The sequence below is a fragment of the Pseudomonas sp. AC169 genome (genome assembly GCF_979258515.1).
In genome coordinates, this window is sequence record NZ_OZ409866.1 from 51,173 (window position 1) to 68,093 (window position 16,921).

18 protein-coding genes and 1 pseudogene are annotated in these 16,921 nt (G+C 60.4%); 9 read left to right on the forward strand and 10 right to left on the reverse strand.

All coding sequences use genetic code 11. The annotated features are described in order from the left end of the window. Positions 1 to 24: 24 nt before the first annotated feature. A complete protein-coding gene (locus ACZZ0G_RS00265) occupies positions 25 to 333 on the reverse strand; it encodes a YdcA family protein (protein ID WP_463558805.1) in 309 nt (102 codons plus the stop codon). 193 nt (positions 334 to 526) lie between these two features. Between ACZZ0G_RS00265 and ACZZ0G_RS00270 the strand changes: the two genes are divergently transcribed. Beyond that, the gene (locus tag ACZZ0G_RS00270; RefSeq protein ID WP_007914996.1) at positions 527 to 1,210 is read left to right on the forward strand and encodes a response regulator transcription factor; all 684 of its coding nucleotides are present in this window, start codon (positions 527 to 529) and stop codon (positions 1,208 to 1,210) included. Continuing rightward, positions 1,188 to 2,582, forward strand: a complete 1,395-nt coding sequence (locus tag ACZZ0G_RS00275; protein WP_463554886.1) for a sensor histidine kinase — start codon at positions 1,188 to 1,190, stop codon at positions 2,580 to 2,582. The genes ACZZ0G_RS00270 and ACZZ0G_RS00275 overlap by 23 nt, the downstream gene beginning before the upstream one ends. 129 nt (positions 2,583 to 2,711) lie before the next feature. Here ACZZ0G_RS00275 and ACZZ0G_RS00280 read toward each other — a convergent pair whose 3' ends face one another. The 3 genes from ACZZ0G_RS00280 to ACZZ0G_RS00290 are packed head-to-tail and all read right to left on the reverse strand — an operon-like array spanning position 2,712 to position 4,960. Further along, the gene (locus ACZZ0G_RS00280) at positions 2,712 to 3,122 is read right to left on the reverse strand and encodes an SRPBCC family protein (RefSeq protein ID WP_463554887.1); all 411 of its coding nucleotides are present in this window, start codon (positions 3,120 to 3,122) and stop codon (positions 2,712 to 2,714) included. A 21-nt stretch (positions 3,123 to 3,143) separates the two neighbouring features. Continuing rightward, the gene (locus ACZZ0G_RS00285; protein ID WP_150650361.1) at positions 3,144 to 3,941 is read right to left on the reverse strand and encodes an SDR family NAD(P)-dependent oxidoreductase; all 798 of its coding nucleotides are present in this window, start codon (positions 3,939 to 3,941) and stop codon (positions 3,144 to 3,146) included. Then, positions 3,938 to 4,960 (reverse strand): aldo/keto reductase, encoded by a 1,023-nt coding sequence (locus tag ACZZ0G_RS00290; protein ID WP_463554888.1) that lies wholly within the window; start codon positions 4,958 to 4,960, stop codon positions 3,938 to 3,940. The genes ACZZ0G_RS00285 and ACZZ0G_RS00290 overlap by 4 nt, the downstream gene beginning before the upstream one ends. A gap of 113 nt (positions 4,961 to 5,073) precedes the next feature. On the opposite strand from ACZZ0G_RS00290, the gene ACZZ0G_RS00295 reads away from it, so the two are divergent. Then, positions 5,074 to 5,970 (forward strand): LysR substrate-binding domain-containing protein, encoded by an 897-nt coding sequence (locus ACZZ0G_RS00295; RefSeq protein ID WP_463554889.1) that lies wholly within the window; start codon positions 5,074 to 5,076, stop codon positions 5,968 to 5,970. A gap of 918 nt (positions 5,971 to 6,888) precedes the next feature. Beyond that, entirely contained in the window at positions 6,889 to 7,815 is a 927-nt protein-coding gene (locus tag ACZZ0G_RS00300) for a LysR substrate-binding domain-containing protein (RefSeq protein ID WP_463554890.1), read from the forward strand. Here the strand turns inward: ACZZ0G_RS00300 and ACZZ0G_RS00305 are convergent. After that, positions 7,730 to 8,329 carry a DinB family protein gene (locus tag ACZZ0G_RS00305; protein WP_463554891.1) on the reverse strand — a complete coding sequence of 200 codons (600 nt, stop codon included), beginning with the start codon at positions 8,327 to 8,329 and terminating at the stop codon, positions 7,730 to 7,732. The genes ACZZ0G_RS00300 and ACZZ0G_RS00305 overlap by 86 nt on opposite strands. A gap of 181 nt (positions 8,330 to 8,510) precedes the next feature. Here ACZZ0G_RS00305 and ACZZ0G_RS00310 point away from each other — a divergent pair. Next, a pseudogene (locus ACZZ0G_RS00310) lies at positions 8,511 to 8,675 on the forward strand (methyltransferase family protein); the annotation flags it as partial. 126 nt (positions 8,676 to 8,801) lie between these two features. Here the strand turns inward: ACZZ0G_RS00310 and ACZZ0G_RS00315 are convergent. Continuing rightward, positions 8,802 to 9,467 carry an HAD family hydrolase gene (locus ACZZ0G_RS00315; RefSeq protein ID WP_463554892.1) on the reverse strand — a complete coding sequence of 222 codons (666 nt, stop codon included), beginning with the start codon at positions 9,465 to 9,467 and terminating at the stop codon, positions 8,802 to 8,804. 56 nt (positions 9,468 to 9,523) lie between these two features. Then, positions 9,524 to 9,937, reverse strand: coding sequence for a response regulator (locus ACZZ0G_RS00320; protein WP_463554893.1), 414 nt, complete (start codon positions 9,935 to 9,937; stop codon positions 9,524 to 9,526). A gap of 199 nt (positions 9,938 to 10,136) precedes the next feature. Here ACZZ0G_RS00320 and ACZZ0G_RS00325 point away from each other — a divergent pair, with 199 nt between their 5' ends. Next, positions 10,137 to 11,078: a class I SAM-dependent methyltransferase gene (locus ACZZ0G_RS00325; protein ID WP_463554894.1), complete on the forward strand. Its 942-nt coding sequence runs from the start codon at positions 10,137 to 10,139 to the stop codon at positions 11,076 to 11,078. 150 nt (positions 11,079 to 11,228) lie between these two features. On the opposite strand, the gene ACZZ0G_RS00330 is transcribed toward ACZZ0G_RS00325, so the two are convergent. Beyond that, a complete protein-coding gene (locus tag ACZZ0G_RS00330; protein WP_463554895.1) occupies positions 11,229 to 12,002 on the reverse strand; it encodes a helix-turn-helix transcriptional regulator in 774 nt (257 codons plus the stop codon). A 110-nt stretch (positions 12,003 to 12,112) separates the two neighbouring features. Between ACZZ0G_RS00330 and ACZZ0G_RS00335 the strand changes: the two genes are divergently transcribed. Together ACZZ0G_RS00335 and ACZZ0G_RS00340 are read left to right on the forward strand one after the other, a co-directional pair. Then, a complete protein-coding gene (locus tag ACZZ0G_RS00335; RefSeq protein WP_463554896.1) occupies positions 12,113 to 13,228 on the forward strand; it encodes an extracellular solute-binding protein in 1,116 nt (371 codons plus the stop codon). 160 nt (positions 13,229 to 13,388) lie between these two features. After that, complete coding sequence (locus ACZZ0G_RS00340) at positions 13,389 to 14,507, forward strand: DmpA family aminopeptidase (RefSeq protein ID WP_463554897.1); 1,119 nt, start codon at positions 13,389 to 13,391, stop codon at positions 14,505 to 14,507. 351 nt (positions 14,508 to 14,858) lie between these two features. On the opposite strand, the gene ACZZ0G_RS00345 is transcribed toward ACZZ0G_RS00340, so the two are convergent. Continuing rightward, positions 14,859 to 15,491 carry a TetR/AcrR family transcriptional regulator gene (locus ACZZ0G_RS00345; RefSeq protein ID WP_463554898.1) on the reverse strand — a complete coding sequence of 211 codons (633 nt, stop codon included), beginning with the start codon at positions 15,489 to 15,491 and terminating at the stop codon, positions 14,859 to 14,861. Between the two features lie 163 nt (positions 15,492 to 15,654). Between ACZZ0G_RS00345 and ACZZ0G_RS00350 the strand changes: the two genes are divergently transcribed. After that, positions 15,655 to 16,095, forward strand: a complete 441-nt coding sequence (locus tag ACZZ0G_RS00350; RefSeq protein WP_463554899.1) for a hotdog fold domain-containing protein — start codon at positions 15,655 to 15,657, stop codon at positions 16,093 to 16,095. A 64-nt stretch (positions 16,096 to 16,159) separates the two neighbouring features. Here ACZZ0G_RS00350 and ACZZ0G_RS00355 read toward each other — a convergent pair whose 3' ends face one another. Then, the gene (locus ACZZ0G_RS00355) at positions 16,160 to 16,846 is read right to left on the reverse strand and encodes a GNAT family N-acetyltransferase (RefSeq protein ID WP_463554900.1); all 687 of its coding nucleotides are present in this window, start codon (positions 16,844 to 16,846) and stop codon (positions 16,160 to 16,162) included. Positions 16,847 to 16,921: the final 75 nt, after the last annotated feature.

The window sequence follows — 16,921 nt, forward strand, 5'->3', positions numbered from 1 at the left end:
TTTATGCATTGGCACAAATGCCAGTTATTTGCGTTTGTAGCTCTTGTTACCGCTGGGCGTCAGGCAATACACGCCACCGCGTGGGCCGGTGCAGAACGAACCGGTGCCGCAAGCGCAGCCATCATCGCTTTGCAGGAAGCTTTGCGGACGGGCCTGCTGGCGCTCGCCAAACATCGCCGCGCAGCTTTTCTTCGAGCCGCTGATGGAGCCGTCATTGCACAGGAACAGGTCGCCGTCGCAGCGGGCAATCCCACCTTTCTTCCCGGAACACGGGGTGTTGGCCGCCCATGCCGAGGCGCTGAGCAGCACCAGTAACAGACCGATGGTTGGCATCCAGCCACGGCGAAGCGAAATACGCACGAAACCACTCCCGATTGATTTTATGGCCAGATGATATCAACGTTACGGCAAATAAATCGCCAAGGCGCGCAAACGACAGCTACAACATGAAAGTTAATTTAAAGCGTCAGCGGATTTTCTTGGCAAAATGCTGCCATTCCGTTTGAACCGATCAGCAGGCCTGCCTATGACTCGTATCTTGACCATCGAAGACGACGCCGTGACCGCCCGGGAAATCGTCGCCGAACTGAGCAGCCACGGGCTAGAGGTTGACTGGGTCGACAATGGCCGCGAAGGCCTCGACCGCGCCGTGAGCGGCAACTACGACTTGATAACCCTTGATCGCATGTTGCCCGAACTCGATGGCCTGGCCATCGTCACTACACTGCGCACCATGGGCGTGGCTACGCCGATTCTGATGATCAGCGCCCTCTCCGATGTCGATGAGCGCGTACGCGGCTTGCGCGCTGGCGGTGATGATTACCTGACCAAACCGTTCGCCACTGACGAGATGGCCGCACGGGTTGAAGTATTGCTGCGTCGGCAGAACAGCGGCGCCACTCAGGCAACGACGCTGCAGGTCGCCGACCTCGAACTCGACTTGATCAGCCACGAAGCGCGACGTGCCGAGCAGGTGCTGACGCTGCTGCCAACCGAATACAAGCTGCTCGAATTCCTTATGCGCAACAGCGGCCAGATTCTCTCGCGGATGATGATTTTCGAAGAGGTCTGGGGCTATCACTTCGACCCCGGCACCAACCTGATCGACGTGCACATCGGCCGTCTGCGCAAGAAGATCGACGCCGCCGGCCATGTGCCGCTGATCCGCACCGTACGGGGCTCGGGTTATGTCATTGCCGAACCCGTCTGACGGCTGGCGCTCCTCCAGCAGCCGCTTACTGGCGCTGTACAGTTCGCTGTTTGTAGCCTGGAGCGCGATCCTCATGGGGGTCATGTATTACGAGGTCTCCGGCTACCTCGACAACCTTGCCAAACACTCGCTGATGCAACGTCAGCACTTGTTCTCGCACTTTCGCGGCGCACAGCTGGAAGACGCTCTCGCCGCCAGCATGACTTTCGATATTCGCGGCATAGATGCCTATGGCTTGTTCGACGCCGATGGCGTTTACCTCGGCGGCGCGTTGCAGCAGATCCCCGAGGGCCTGCCGCTGGATGGCAAGATCCACATGCTCGCCGACTGCGCCGACTCCGACGACCCAACCCTGCCCAATGACAGCTGCGATGCGGTGGCCACGCAAACTCGCGACGGCCGTTGGCTGGTGTTGCTGCGCGATAACGGCTCGCTGTTTGCGGTGACGCGGATCATTTTGCATGCGTTGTTCTGGGGGGTGTCGCTGACGATTCTGCCGGGCATCGCCGGTTGGCATTTGCTGCGCCGTCGGCCGTTGCGACGAATTCGGGCGATTCAGGACAGCGCCCAGGCGATTGTGGCCGGCGACCTGACGCACCGTTTGCCGTTGTCCAATCGCCGCGATGAACTGGACATGCTCGCCGCCATCGTCAACGCCATGCTCGAGCGCATCGAACGCTTGATGAATGAAGTCAAAGGCGTCTGCGACAACATCGCCCATGATTTGCGCACGCCACTGACGCGCCTGCGCGCGCAGTTGTATCGCATGCAGCAGCAGGCTGGCGAAGGCTCGCAGGAAGCGGCGCAACTGGATCTGGTGCTGGCCGAAGCGGACACGCTGATGGCGCGGTTCCGCGGCTTGCTGCGGATTTCCGAACTGGAGGATCGTCAGCGCCGTTCAGGTTTTGTCCAACTCGATCCGGTGCAGTTGCTGGAAGAACTGCATGAGTTTTACCTGCCGCTGGCCGAGGAAGGCGAGCTGCGTTTCGACCTGAACATGCCGGAAACACTGCCGCCACTCAACGGTGATCGGGCGTTGTTGTTCGAAGCGTTGGCGAATCTGCTGAGCAACTCGATCAAGTTCACCCCGGTCGGCGGCACGGTGATGCTGCGTGGCGTCAACGCCGGGGGGCAAACGCGGATTGAGGTGCACGACTCAGGACCAGGGATTCCCGAGGCTGAGCGTGAGGCGGTGTTCCAGCGCTTTTATCGTGCCGAAGGTGGGCAACCGCAGGGTGGTTTTGGTTTGGGGCTGTCGATTGTCGCGGCGATTGTCAGCTTGCATGGCTTCAGTCTTGAAGTCGCCAGCAGCGATTTGGGTGGAGCGAAACTGGTGCTCGATTGCCGGCAGAGCCTGATCGAAAACTCCTGACTCCCGACATGATCGTTCCCACGCTCTGCGTGGGAATATCTCAAGGGACGCTCCGCGTTCCAGCTTGCGAAAGGGACGCGGAGCGTCCCGGGCTGCATTCCCACGCAGAGCGTGGGAACGATCATCAACTCAGGTTGGGTAATTGGCTCGGAGTGCTTCGAGTCCACCCTGATAGATGCCGCTGAACAGCGCCACCACTTCCTCATCACTCACGCCTTTGGCGTTGAAGCGCCCCGACCACGTCACCCGCGCGCCCTGCCCCTGGGCTTCGACCTTGATCGTCGCCAGGTAATCAGTGGCCGGGAACGGTGCCTGTTCGATTGAATAGCTGTAAGTCCGGGCAGCGTTGTCGAACGCTTGCAGTCGCTCGACCACCACGCCGCCATCGGCGGTTTGCAGGGTGCGCACACGGCCGCCGTCGCTCAGTTCACTGTTGGGAATAAACGGCAGCCAATCGGGCAGCGTGTTAAAGCCGCCGATCAATTGCCAGACCTGATCGGCCGAAGCCGGGATATCGATGGTTGCGGATGCTGTTGGCATAAATAAACGTCTCTCCAGAATTCAGATAGTCAGGCTGTCGACCACGCCGCCATCGACGCGCAAGGCTGCGCCAGTGGTGGCCGAGGACAGCGGCGAAGCAATGTAGGTCACCAGATGCGCGACCTCTTCGACATCCGCGACACGCTGGATGATCGAGGTCGGGCGGGCCTTGCGCACAAAGGCGTCGGCTTCATCACGCAGGTTGCGCCCGGATTCGGCGGCGGCATCCTTGAGCATGTCTTCCAGGCCATCGGTGAATGTCGGCCCCGGCAGGATCGCATTGACCGTCACCCCGGTGCCAGCCAGACGTTTGGCCAGGCCGTGGGACACCGCCAGATTGGCGCTTTTGGTCACGCCGTAGTTGATCATGTCCGCTGGCGTTGCCACGCCGGACTCCGAAGACAAAAAGATCACCCGGCCCCAGCCCTGCTCGACCATCGCCGGCACGTAATGCCGCGCCAGACGCACGCCGGAAATCACGTTGACCTCATAGAAGCGCGTCCACTCACTGTCCGGCGCTTCGAAGAAATCCACGGCGTCGAAGATGCCGAGATTGTTCACCAGAATGTCGGCACGCGGTTCAGCGGCGAACAATTTCTGTGCGCCTTCGGCAGTACCAAGATCGGCGGTCAAACCACGCAGCTGCGCACCCGGCACCTTCTCGCGAATGCTCGCCAACGCCTGTTCGACCTTGCCCGTGTCGCGACCGATCACCACGACAGTAGCGCCGGACTCGGCCAGCGACTGGCTGATGCCCAAACCGATACCAGCAGTGCTGCCGCTGACAATGGCCAGTTTTCCACTCAGATCAATCTTCATGCTTTCACCTCATCGATGGGCAATGGTGCACGTTCGGAAACCAGCTTGGCGTCGCGCATGGCCTGCCAGAAACCGGCAGGAATGATCGCCGACAGCGCCGCGACATCTTCAGCGATTCGACCGGGTTTACTCGCGCCGGGAATCACCGCAGCAACCGCTGGATTGGCCAGCGAAAACTGTAGCGCAGCGGCTTTCACATCGACGTTGTAAGCAGCGGCGATGCGTTTGATCTGTTCAACCTTGGCGATGACTTCAGGGCTGGCCTGCTGGTATTCGAAGTGCGCGCCACCCGCCAGAATCCCAGAGCTATAAGGACCGCCGACGACGATTTCAACGTTCTGCGCTCGGGCCGAATCCATCAACCGTTGCAATGGGCGTTCGTGATCAAGCAGCGTGTAGCGACCGGCCAACAGGAAGCCATCCGGTTGCGCTTCGCTGAGGTCGAGGGTGAGTTCACACGGCTCGACCTTGTTCACGCCCAGGCCCCAGCCCTTGATCACGCCTTCTTCGCGCAACCGGGTGAGGACTTTGAACGCGCCGGTGCGCGCCTGGTTGAAGTATTCCAGCCATTGATCACCGTAGAAGTCCTGCGCGATGTCGTGTACCCAGACGATGTCGAGGCGATCGGTTTGCAGGCGCTTGAGGCTGTCCTCGATCGAGCGCAGGGTCGCGTCGGCACTGTAGTCGTTGACGATCTTGTTCGGGCGACCGTGTTCGAACACACCACTTTTTTCGCCGAGATCGCGGGCGGCGGCGTCTTCGACTTCATCGAGAATCACCCGGCCGACCTTGCTGCTGAGCACGTAGTCGGCGCGGTTGTATTGCTTCAGTGCTTCGCCGAGGCGGATCTCCGACAGGCCGGAGCCGTAGAACGGCGCGGTGTCGAAGTAACGCACACCGGCATCCCACGCGGCATGCACGGTGGCTTGCGCTTCGTCTTCGGGGATGGCGCGGAACATATTGCCCAGGGGGGCGGTGCCGAAGCCCAGTTGGCCGGGCAGTTTGTCTTTCAAGCTCATTGGTTTTTCCTCGATAGGTTCTGGGTCTGTGTGACCGTTGAGCAGATCCTAGATTGCGACACCGAGACCGTCCAAGACATAATGCGCAGCACTTGAGTCCCTATAGGTCTGACATGATCGATATTCGCCAATTGCGCTACTTCGTTGTAGTCGCCGAGGAAGAACACGTCGGCCGCGCCGCCGAACGGCTGCATATTTCCCAGTCGCCCCTGAGCCGACAGATCGCCCAGCTCGAAGAGCGCCTGGGCCTGACACTGTTCGAACGCAGCCAGCAACGCATTCGCCTGACCCGCGACGGCCAGACTTTTCTTGCCGAAACCCGCGCCCTGCTGACCCACGCCAATCGTCTGGAATCCCTCGGCAAGCGTCTCGGTCGCGGCGAAGAAGGTGGCTTGTGCATCGGCTATATCGAGAACGCCATGCACGCCGGCGTGCTGCCCAATGCCTTGCGTGTGTTGCGCGTGGATCGACCCAATGTGCATGTCGCGCTGTATAACCTCAGTTCCGCCGAGCAATTGGAGGGCCTGCGTCAGCGTAGTCTCGATATTGCCTTGGTGAGTGAGCCGCCGACCGATGACGATCCTGATTTGGTGGGCTTTCAGGTGCTGGATGAGCCGATGCTGCTGGCGTTGCCGGAACATCATCCGCTGGCGCAACTCGTTTCGTTAAAGCCGGAGGATCTGGCCGCTCAGGAATGGATCGGCGTGCAACCGCGCCAGGATGCCAACGATGAGTTCGTCAGCGCCTGCATCCGCGCCGGCTTCACCCCGGATGTGCGCATGCAGGCGACCGAGCCTTTTACTGCGCTGGGGCTGGTGGCGTCGGGGTTGGGGATTGCGATGATTCAGAAGGGTTTGAGCCATAACGCACCGCCGGGGGTGGTGTTGCGGGAGCTGCCGTGGTTGACGCTGACCACGCCTTTGTGGGCGGCGTGGCACCGCATCAATTTGCGGCCGTTGGTGGAGACGTTCAGGAAAGTGCTGACTGGCTCGGATATCACCGGCGCCTGACAGTCTGTGGCCCCTCACCCTAGCCCTCTCCCAAGGGAGAGGGAACCGATTGGGGGAAATTGGAGAAGTGCGCCGACTTGCCGGATTCGCTGTGAATCCAGAATCGACAGCAATCTTTCAGGTCGACGTCTATTGCAGCACACCCCGGTCAGTCCCCTCTTTCAAGGGCGAGGGATTCGCTGTGAATCCATAATCGATAGCAATCTTTAAGGTCGACGTCTGATACAGCACACCCCGGTCAGTCCCCTCTTTCAAGGGCGTGGGTTTCGCTGTGTATCCATAATCGACAGCAATCTTTCAGGTCGACGTCTGTTGCCGCACACCCCGGTCAGTCCCCTCTTTCAAGGGCGTGGGATTCTCTGTGAATCCAGAATCGACAGCAATCTTTCAGGTCGACGTCTATTGCAGCACACCCCAGTCAGTCCCTCTTTCAAGGGCGTGGGTTTCGCTGTGAATCCATAATCGATAGCGATCTTTCAGGTCACGTTTGATGCAGCGCACCCCGGTCAGCCCCCTCTTTCGAGGGCGTGGGTTTCGCTGTGAATCCATAATCGACAGCAATCTTTCAGGTCGACGTCTGTTGCAGCACACCCCGGTCAGTCCCTCTTTCAAGGGCGAGGGATTCGCTGTGAATCCATAATCGACAGCGATCTTTCAGGTCGACGTCTGTTGCCGCACAACCCGGTCAGCCCCCTCTTTCAAGGGCGAGGGATTCGCTGTGAATCCATAATCGACAGCGATCTTTCAGGTCGACGTCTGTTGCAGCACACCGCGGTCAGTCCCCTCTCCCTCCGGGAGAGGGTTAGGGTGAGGGGCAATCCTGAGGCGGGCGCAAATCCAGAAGCCGCCCAATGACCCAACGCCCACAACCATTGCTGCTTTACTGAGAAGACTCCGCCGCCAAACGAGCCTTCCGGCATGAACCGCAACGACCTGCGCCGCGTTGACATGAACCTGCTGGTGATTTTCGAAACCCTGATGTTCGAAAAGAACCTGACCCGTGCCGGGGAAAAGCTGTTCCTCGGCCAGCCCGCCGTCAGCGCCGCACTCGCCCGTCTGCGCGACCTGTTCGATGATCCGCTGTTGGTGCGCAATGGCCGCACACTGGAACCGACACAACGGGCACTGGCCATCCTCAAGGAACTGCAACCGGCGATGGACACCATCTCCGGAGCAGTCAGCCGGGCCAAGGATTTCGACCCGTTGGCCAGCCGCGACGTGTTCCGTATCGGCCTCTCCGACGACGCCGAATTCGGCCTGCTGCCGCCGCTGCTCAAGCAACTGCGCGAAGAAGCGCCGAACGTGGTGGTGGTGATTCGCCGGGTCAACTTCCTGTTGATGTCGTCGATGCTGGCGAGCGGTGAAATCTCCGTCGGCGTCAGCTACACCACCGAACTGCCGGCCAACGCCAAGCGCAAGAAACTGCGCGATCTGCGCTGCAAGATCCTGCGTGCCGACGACCGTCCCGGTGCACTGACACTCGACGACTACTGCGAACGCCCGCATGCGCTGGTGTCGTTTTCCGGGGACCTGGGCGGGGCTATCGATAACGATCTGGCGCGGGTCAATCGCACTCGCCGCGTGGTGCTGGCAGTGCCGCAATTTGCCGGATTACGGGCGATTCTGGCCGGCACCGACATGCTCGCCACGGTGCCGGATTTCGCCGCGTGTGCACTGGTCGAGGGCAGCAGCGCATTACGCGCCGATGACCCGCCATTTGCTATCGTGCCTTCGGAATTGTCGATGGTCTGGAACGGCGTTAACGACAACGATCCGGCGGAACGCTGGTTGCGTTCGTTGATTGCCCATCACATGTCGGCGCCGCTGCCACCGGGGGCGCACTGAACGCTTTGAAGTTCGCATCGACTTCGCGCAGGTACACCGGCAGATCTGTCATCGGCGGCATCTGTGGAATCTCGAAGTACATCTGGATCACCCAGCCCCGGTGATAGCTGTTGTGGTTGATCACATGCAGAAAAATTGCCCCGGCGTTCATGGTACCGCCGTCGCCGGAAACGAATCTGAAATCGATGTCGCGATTCAGCGCTGCTTCGGTCTGCTGCGCGCTCCAGGTTTTGTACCAGCCATCGACTTCCGCCTGCGCTGTACGCAAGTCGCCAAGCCTGGCGTGTACCAGATCATGGGAGGACTGGAAGCCATGTTCGCGCCCTTCAAGGTGAGCCTGCCAGATACGATCGACTACATAAATGTGGTTCAAGGTGCCGAGCATGTTCTTGAAGATCGTTTTGCGCTCGCGGGTGATTTCCTCCGCTGGCAACGCTTCAAGGCTGTCGAACAGGCGTTGATTGGCCCAGACCTTGTAGTCCGCAAACAGCTGGGCAGTGGCCAGGTTGATCATCGCGAAACCCCGCACGCACAAAAAAGGCTCCGGATAGCATAGATCGGGTTGGCCCCGGCGGCGCGGCGCCTGATCGTCGGTCACGCACTACACTGCAAACATCAGCGACTTCGTTGAGGTGACCATGAAAATGTCTGCGCAAATGACCGTTGTCGCGATGCTGGCCACCCTCGCCTGGCTGGGTCTGGCGTTTCGCTCGGTGGTCGGACTGATGCTGGCGGCGCTGACGTTGATCCCGTTGATTGCCCGGATTCATTCGGAAGAAGCTCTGCTGCGTGCACACTTTGGGGCGGAGTACGACGTCTATTGCGCGCGCAGTTGGCGTTGGGTGCCGGGGGTTTACTGACCTCCAATCGACACTGGACAAATGTGGGAGCGAGCCTGCTCGCGAAAGCGGTGGGTCAGCCAAGATCAATAGTGGCTATGACAATGCTTTCGCGAGCAGGCTCGCTCCCACAGGGATTGGGGGGTGTCAGTTGCGTTGCAGGTGCAGGCCGTTGCTGTCGACTGCGACGCGGATGTCAGCGTAACTGGCCAGCGTCGCATGGGCCGTTTCCAGCGCATGCTGATGTGTGGTGGTGATGATCATCAACGGCGCACCGGCGGCTTCGGCAGCCTGAATGCCGACCGTGGCGTCTTCGAATATCAGGCAATCACGCGGTTCCAGGCCAAGACGTTGGGCAGCCAGTAAGTAGCCGGCCGGATCGGGTTTGCCGGCCTTCACATCCTCAGCGGTGATCATCACCGCAGGCTCTGGAATCCCCGCTGCCGCCATCCGCCGCAAGGCCAGACCCCGTGGCGCCGATGTCACCATTGCCCAGCGATCTTTCGGCAGGCTGTTGAGAAATGCCGCCGCGCCGGGAATCTCGACAATGCCTTCAACGTCGCCGATTTCCGCCTCGGTGATGAACGCCGCTTGCGCCTCGGCATCCACCCCCGGCAGGTTCAGACGGGTGATGGTATCGATTGCGCGCGCGCCATGAATGGTCGGCAAAAAGCTTTCCACATCGACGCCATGGCGCACGGCCCAAGCCGACCAGATCCGCTCGGCGGCAGCGATGGAATTGAGGACGGTGCCGTCCATGTCGAACAAAAACGCGCCGAATGCGCGATTGAAAAGGGTGTCGTGAGCAGACAAAAGTTCGCTTCCTCTGGCAAGGGGCCGGGCAAATGTGCCCGGCAATGTAGCACTTGTCAGTGCAGGCGCAGAGCCTTGGACTTGAAGGCGCTGTCGACGCAGTCGAGCAATTGACCGATGGCCCAGGGCTTCTTGATGAACGCCACCGAATGCTTGACCCCGGAGGTCTCGGGCGTTTCATAGCCGGACATGACCATCACCGGCTTGTCCGGCCAGCGGTCGCCGACCAGGTTGGCCAGATCAGCGCCATTGAGGGTGCCGGGCATGGTGATATCGGTCAGCAACAACGCCACTTGCTGCGCATGTTGCTCCAGATATAGCGAAGCCGCGTCGGCGCTGGTATGTGGCTCGACCTTAAAACCTTCCTCCTGAAGAATTTCGCAAAGAAACTCCAGAATCAACGGATCGTCCTCGACTACCAGAATCAACCCGCCAGGAAGGTGCGCGTCCGCCGTCGGTGTTGGGCACATGAAACTGCACTCCCTGAATTGCATTAACGATTTAGCGGCTTGAATCCGCTGCTTAACTGGTATGAGCAGCGGGCTCTGCAGAAATTCACTTTTGATACAGGTCTTTTGCGAAACGTCGTTTTTGCCCGTCAGCGGCAATCGTTCGTGACGGCGTATTTGTGGTTAAAATGCCGGCCCTTTTGCTTGCCGATCCTGACCGATGAACCCTGAAGCCCTCGCCACCCTCCACGCCCATCTGCTGCCGGCCCTCGCGGCCGCACCGAGCGAAACCCGTCGCCTGTTTCACGGGCGCGGACGCTGCTGGGCCGGGCTGGAGCAGTTGACCGTGGACTGGCTACAAGGTGTGGTGCTGGTGTCGTTGTTCAAGGAACCGGCGCCTGAGCAACTGGAAAACCTCAAGGCGCTGCTGCTGGAGCTCACGGAGTCCGTCGAATGGAAACAGTCTGGCGCGCACACCTTGCTGATCCAGCATCGCTACTTGCCGCAGAGCACCGCCGAATGGCTGCTGGGTAAAGAGATTGATGAAATGAGCATCGTCGAGGGCGGTTTGCAGTACCGCGTCGACCTGGGACGCAAACAGAACGCCGGGCTGTTTCTCGACATGCGTTACGGGCGCAATTGGGTGCGCGCACAGGCCAGCGGCAAACGCGTGTTGAATCTGTTTGCCTACACCTGCGGCTTTTCCGTGGCAGCCATCGAGGGCGGCGCCAGCCATGTGGTCAATCTGGACATGTCCCGCGCGGCACTGAGCCGTGGCCGCGACAATCATCGCTTGAACGGCCATGACCTGAGCAAAGTCAGTTTCCTCGGCCACGACCTGTTCAAGTCCTGGGGCAAGGTGATCAACAGCGGCCCTTACGATCTGGTGATCATTGATCCGCCATCGTTCCAGAAAGGCAGTTTCCTGCTGACCAAGGACTACCAGCGCGTACTGCGTCGTCTGCCGGAATTGCTTACGGCGCAAGGCACAGTGCTGGCGTGCATGAACGATCCGGCGTTCGGTTCGGATTTTTTGATTGAGGGCGTGACGCAGGAAGCGCCGAGTCTGCGCTTTGTAGAGCGTTTGGAAAATCCGCCGGAGTTTCCGGATATTGATCCTGAAAGCGGCCTCAAGGCTTTAGTCTTCCAGCGCACTATCTGACACCCAGAAGATCCCCTGAACAACGCACATCCCCCTGTGGGAGCGAGCTTGCTCGCGAAAGCGTTTTGTCAGTCGCCAGTGAGGTTGACTGATCTACCGCATTCGCGAGCAAGCTCGCTCCCACAGGTTTATGTGTACAGCTGATGATCTTTAGTGAGGGCGCAGCACCAAGGCAAACAACTCCCCATGCCCGGTAACATTGAGCTTGTGATACAGATTGCGCCGATGCACCTTGACCGTCTCCGGCGAGATGCCCATCTGCTGGGCCATCGCCTTGCTGGAAAAACCCTGCAGGATCAGCCGCGCGGTATCGACCTCACGCACCGTCAGCCGCGCATCGAAACGATCAAGCAACGTTGCCAGATCACCGACCAGCGTTTGCGCCACCGCGCCCTGCGGCGGCAGCAACTGCACATGCCGACGCATCGCCGCCAGCACCCAATCGCGTACGCACAACAGCCTGCCTTGCTCGGCCATGTCGAACGGCGTCGCACGCCCCAATGACAAACCGAGCACGCCGTCCTCGACGTTGATCATGAACTGCAACTCGTCTTCGCCCACCACCGAGCGAAAGTAGCTCTGGTAATACTCGCTGTGCAGAAACTGGTCCGGCGCCACCGAGGCCAGGCTGTGCAAGCCGTCGGCAATACCGGTCGACGCGGTCTGGTAAAACGGATCGAGCAGGTACATCCCGGCGCTGTAACCGGCCAGTTCTTCCTGCTCGTCGGGACGGCCCTTGCTGTCGAAGTCGATCAGCAATTGCGGCGCCTGCCCGGCTTTCATCAGCGCCACCAGCGCATTGTCCAGCGGCACCAGCAGCCGCAACGTGTCCACCAGCGCACGCCAGAAACCGTCCTGACCGACACGGGCAAACACCCGCGCCAGGCTTTGATGCACTGGCAACTCCTGCAGCAACGCGTCCACGCACTACCCCTTTTGAGTAACCCATGATGGGAATGGGTCAGGCCTGGCCGGCCCGATAGGCTGACCACTCTTGTTCATCACCGGCCTGCACAGGCCAGGAGTGCCGCATCATGCGTCGTCACCGTGGCTGTATCAACCTCGGCATAAAACTGGGCCTGCTCGCCGGTATTGGCGCCGGCTCAATCGCCATGGCTGCCGACGCGCCGAGCGTGCACGTTTACAACTGGTACGACTACATCGGCCCGAACACCCTCCACGATTTCCAGCGCGACAGCGGTATCCAGCCGGTCTACGACACCTTCGACAGTGCCGAAGTCCTCGAAGGCAAACTGATGACCAGCCGCAGCGGCTACGACGTGGTGGTAGCCAGCAACTTCAGCCTGCCGACGCTGATCAAGGCCGGTGCCCTCGCCCCGCTGCCACGCGAGCAACTGCCGGGCTGGAAGAATCTCGATGCCGATTTGCTGGCGAAACTGGCCAACAACGATCCCGGCAATCAATACGCCGTGCCGTATCTGTGGGGCACCAATGGCATCGGTTACAACGTCGACAAGGTGCGCGCAGCGCTAGGCGACAAAGCGCCGGTGGACTCCTGGGATCTGGTGTTCAACGAAGCCAACCTCGCCAAACTCGGCCAGTGCGGTGTGGCGATGCTGGATTCGCCGTCGGAGATGTTGCCGGTCGCCCTGCACTATCTCGGTCTGCCGCCGAACAGTACCGATCCCGAGGACTATAAAAAAGCCGAAGCGTTGCTGCTCAAACTGCGCCCGCACATCGCTTACTTCAACTCGTCGAAATTCATCAGTGACCTGTCCAACGGCAACATTTGCGTGGCGGTCGGTTGGTCGGGAGCGATGCTCGAAGCCAAGACCAATGCCGAGCAGGCCAACAACGGCGTGAAGATCGCCTACAGCCTGCCCAAGGAAGGCGCGCCGGTGTGGTTCGACACGCTGGTGCTGCTCAAGGACGCGCCGAATCGTCCTCAAGGTCTGGCCTTTATCGACTATCTGCTGCGCCCCGAAGTGATCGCGCCGGTCAGTGATCATCTGTCGTACCCCAATGGCAACCGCGCGGCGACAGCGCTGGTGGCCGAAGCCACGCGGGACAACCCGGCGGTTTATCCGTCTGCCACGGCGATGGCCACGCTGTACACGCTTGAGCCTTTGCCGAAAGCCACCGAGCGCGTGCGTACGCGGGTGTGGAGCAAGGTCAAGAACGGCCAGTAAGACCTTTTGAACATTTCACAAAACCCTGTGGGAGCGAGCTTGCTCGCGAATGCGGTGGCTCAGTCGACATCAATGTTGAATGTCCGACTGCCTTCGCGAGCAAGCTCGCTCCCACAGGGGTCGGCGAATAACCCTGCATTTTTTAGAGAGACAACAATCAATGAAACCTCGTGCCCGTGACCTCAACATCCGCATCGGCCAATTGCATCCCGGCCCGCTCAACGCCATCACCGACGTTCCCGGCGTACGCGTCGGCCATAGCAATGTGCGCGGCCGCAGCAGCGCCGGGCGGGACATTTGCACCGGCGTCACGCTGATCGAACCGCGCCGGGGTTCGACCAATCAGCAACCGTGTTTTGCCGGGGTGCATGTGCTCAATGGCAACGGTGACGCCACCGGGCTTGAGTGGATTCGCGAGGCGGGTCTGCTGACCAGCCCGATTGCGTTCACCAACACCCACAGCCTCGGCGTGGTGCGCGATGCGTTGATTGCACTGGATCGCCAGCAGCAACCCGACGACGGTCGCCTCTACTGGAACATGCCGGTGGTGCTGGAAACCTTTGACGGTTTGCTCAACGACATCAACGGCTTTCACGTCCAGCCCGAACATGTGGCCGAAGCGCTGGCCGCAGCCGTTGACGGTCCCGTCATGGAAGGTGCCGTCGGCGGTGGCAGCGGTATGATCTGCCACGAATTCAAGGGTGGCATCGGCACTTCGTCGCGCCGTTTGAGCAGTGCCCAGGGTGGCTGGACCGTCGGTGCGATCGTGCAGGCTAATCACGGTATTCGCAGTGAGTTGCGGGTCGATGGCTATCCGGTCGGGCGATATATGGAACAGAAAGATTCGCCGTTCTTGCGGGCATCGTTGCCGCATCCGGGCATGGGCTCGATCGTCGTCTGCCTAGCCACCGATGCGCCGCTGTTGCCCCATCAATGCACACGTCTGGCACAGCGCGCGAGTCTAGGGCTGGCGCGTACCGGCGGTGGCAACGAGGATCACAGCGGCGACATCTTCATCGCCTTCGCCACCGGCAACGCTCACGTCCCGCCGGCGGCCTACGAAGGCAAAGGCGCGCCAACCTGCGACGGTTTGCGCATGGTCAACAATGACCACATCAGCGAGCTGTTTCTGGCCGCGACCGAGGCGGTTGAAGAAGCGATCATCAATGCCCTGGTGGCGAGTGACAGCACAGAGGGCAACGGGCACTCCGTGCCGGGACTCGATGCCGACACCCTGCTCGCTGCCCTCGAAAAATCAGGCTGGCCTGGATCGCGATAACATCCGAGTTTCCCTGTGGGAGCGAGCCTGCTCGCGAAGACGGAGTGTCAGTCGACTCAATATTGCCCTGACACAGCGCCTTCGCGAGCAGGCTCGCTCCCACAAAGGATTACGTCGGTAACTGGGTACCAGGTTCACGCCGCTGCCCGGACGACTGGCGGTACTTGAGCCGCCACTTGCACACTCCTAGGATGGAATCACGCAGTGGCTCCGCTCTTCGAGCGCTGCGTAGGCACGGGTGCTCTGAACCCCAATCAAGCCCGTGCCTTGCTTCATGCGCCTCTTGAGCCTCGAGGGCTCTACTTCCTCCCCATCAAAGAGCTTTGAGGCTCTTTTTTTGTCTGCGAAAAATCAGCTGTCCGGCAACGAATCAGCGCGAATCGAGCGCCAGGCCGCTTGCGCCAGCAACTCGCGATAATCCGTCGGGCTGCCCTTCACCCGCCCCGCCAACCAGGCGCGGCAGTAACTGTCGGCCTGGCCAATGATCAACGACGGCAACAGCTCGGCGGGCATCGCCTGGAGTTCGGCAGCGCGGCCCGATTCGGCCAGCCAGTCGCGCAGACGCACATTGCGAATCTTGTTGCTCTGCGCCAGTTCATCCTTGAACGGCCCTTTGGTCACGGCAAATCGCGCGTGGTACTGAAAGCGCGCCCACTCCGGTTGACGTTCAACCCAATCGACATAACTGAACACCAGCGCCTGCACACCCTCCTCGGTGGTTTGCGCCGCGTCCAGATAGGTGTCGCGCAGCCGTGCCTGATCCTCCAGCGCGGTGAAAAACAACGCCGCTACCAAGCCCTCCTTGTTGCCGAAATGGTGATAGATCGCCCCGACACTGGTGTCGCACTCGGCGCGAATCATCTCGATGGTGGTGGCCTCGATCCCCTGTTCGTTGAACAGGCTTAGCGCCTTGCGAAAGATGTCGCGTTTGAGCTCGGCGCGGCGGCCGGGGTAGCTGCGTTCAAGTAGATCTGCGGTGTCCATGCGGCTCACTGCCTGAAAATCGGGAGGGAAAGGCACCGTCGTGCCCATGAAAAAAACACGCACAGGTTGACAGATTTCCCGCAGACCGAATACCGTTCCGTTACAGAATATTATTCTGTAACGGAACATCATTCTGCAAAATCACTTTCCGCGAGGCGTTTCCATGAGTCAGTTTCTCAGCGTGTTCAACAGCGCAGGTCCGCAAGCGTTCAGTCAGATGGCCTGCCAGGTCGCGCCGTACTTCAGCACTATCAACCCGTTGGTCACCGAGTTGCGCCCCAACGCGGCGACGGTGCAGGTGCCGTTTCGTCGCGAGATCACCAATCACCTCGGCACTGTGCATGCGATTGCCATGTGCAACGCCGCAGAACTCGCCGCCGGGATGATGACCGATGTGTCGATCCCGGCCGGCGCACGCTGGATCCCCAAAGGCATGAGCGTGGAATATCTGGCCAAGGCGAAAACCGATGTGACGGCAGTGGCCAGCGGTGAGGGCGTGGATTGGCAAAGCGCGGGGGACAAGATCGTCACCGTGGATATTCGCGATACCGAGGGCAAGCACGTGTTCACGGCGCGGATCACCATGAACGTCAAACTCGGCTGAATGTCGGGCAGAAAAAAGCCCTTGCTGCGGGATTCACAGCAAGGGCTGTTTCGCCGAGGCGGGATCAGTGCACGGTCAGGCGCTGGCGGACAAATTCTTCGGTGTGGCGGGTGGTCTGGTCGAGGTGTCGATCGCGCTGCTTCTCGGCGTCGAGCATCGCCCGCTTGCTGTTTTTCTGCAGCAGATAGGTGTGGATCTGCTGCACTTCCAGCGACCGGTAAATCGGCGTGGTATCGATAAACCCGCGCAAGCCGTTGCTGCGGTAATGCCGGGTACTCATCAACACCTGGGTTTCACGCTGGCCAATCACCTCAAAGCCCAGCGCTTCGAAGTACGGGACTTTGCCGACCGTGCAGGCCAGTTCCGCGTGAGGATAACGCCCGACCATTTCGCCGATCATTGCCCGCGCCACGCCTTGACGCCGATGCCCTTCACGCACCGCCATATAGGCGACGCTGCACGCTTCCCAATCGCCCTGCACCGGCAGGTACAACAGAAAGCCGATCACTTGCTCTGGATCATCTTCGTCGGTGGCGACCAGCAACTCGACGTCGGTGCCCTTCTCGCCATTCAACGCTTCCAGATACAGATGCACCTCATAGCCAACTGCGTACTGATAGACGTTGTACAGCAGATTGCTCGGGCCAAGGCCGACCGCGCTGATGTCGCTCAGGTAGTCGACGACCATCTGCAGGATCTGGCTGTTGACGCCCTCGGGGCATGGGGATTTGAAATGGGTGATGCGTGGCATGACGAACTCCGACGGTAAAAAGCGTTGTCGACCGCCGCAGCGGTCGACGAGCCGCGACATCATACCGTGACCGGC